A 1,134-nucleotide genomic window follows, 5' to 3' on the forward strand; every position below is an offset into this window, starting at 1 on the left:
GAATCTCTGCAAATTACGTTAAACGACGGTCGTTTTCGACAGGCGGTACGCCCATAGTACGCCTCAGAGCAGAGGAACAAACATAGACGAACACCCGCGAATGCCTTGAATACTGAAAGGCACCACCTGTAGATACACGCAACAGGCGGACGCGGATTATACACAGAGTGTCCAAGACATTTAAGCAGAATCCACATACATTGGCGTGAGCAAATAAGCCTCCCCAAGAGTGAGAAACCAACGGCATAGGCTAAAAGTGCCAGCAAAGAGTAGCAGTAACATTGATATGTTCATGAATTAGCGAGGTGTTTGAGCTAACACAGTGCGTACCAAGCAATACTTAATCCGCATGCTGCGAATGATTTAGCGTGTGCGCAATGCGCTAGGCATTACCGATTTACGCTATCATGATTTGCGGCGCGAGGGTGCCAGCCGGCTGTTTGAGAAAGGCTATTCAATAGAAGAAGTGGCACAGGTGACAGGCCACCGGAACTTAAACGTGCTGTGGACGATGTACTCGGAGTTGTTTCCACATAAACTGCATGATAAACAGTGAAAATTATATGTGACATGTTGTTTTTTGCTAACATCGTCCCTGTCATTCTAATCAAGGAGGATTTATATGGACTTCGCCACAGTGACATCAGCATATGAGGGGCTCAAAATTGGAAAAAGCCTCCTTAAGTCAATTTATGACAGTCGAGTGGAAGCTGATGCAAAAGAAAAAATCGACGAAGTAATGAATCAGCTCGGGGAGGCGCAAGATACTCTATTCTCGATGAGGGAGGAGCTATTCAGATTGCAAAGCCAAAATGAAGAGTATCGAAAGCGACTTACCGATGATGAAACGTGGAGCAAGAAAGTAGAACAGTATCAGTTAACGGAAACTGCCGGAAGAGCAATAGTGTACGAGTACTTAGGGAACCCGAAGCACTTTGTCTGCCCAAGTTGCATTGAAAAGAAAACCATTCAGATTCTTCAAGATAACCGAACCAGTAGTGGCAAGTATCGTTGTGTTCACTGCAATGCAGAATTTCCCATAAAACCTTTTCATAGAAGGTAGTTTTCAGAATTCTGTGTCATTTCGCTAGACTGTACCAAAAAGGGATGACACATGACCAAACCAACATTCGA

1 protein-coding gene and 1 pseudogene are annotated in these 1,134 nt (G+C 44.4%); both read left to right on the forward strand.

Features of this window, described 5'->3' with window-relative positions; all coding sequences use genetic code 11:
- Nucleotides 1–367 precede the first annotated feature (367 nt).
- Nucleotides 368–556: pseudogene (locus tag C7A19_RS09195) on the forward strand (tyrosine-type recombinase/integrase); the annotation flags it as partial.
- A 66-nt stretch (nucleotides 557–622) separates the two neighbouring features.
- Nucleotides 623–1,063, forward strand: a complete 441-nt coding sequence (locus tag C7A19_RS09200) for a hypothetical protein (protein ID WP_116644743.1) — start codon at nucleotides 623–625, stop codon at nucleotides 1,061–1,063.
- The last annotated feature ends 71 nt before the right edge of the window (nucleotides 1,064–1,134 follow it).

The sequence above is a fragment of the Salinivibrio sp. HTSP genome (assembly GCF_003390965.1).
Lineage (GTDB): Bacteria > Pseudomonadota > Gammaproteobacteria > Enterobacterales > Vibrionaceae > Salinivibrio > Salinivibrio kushneri.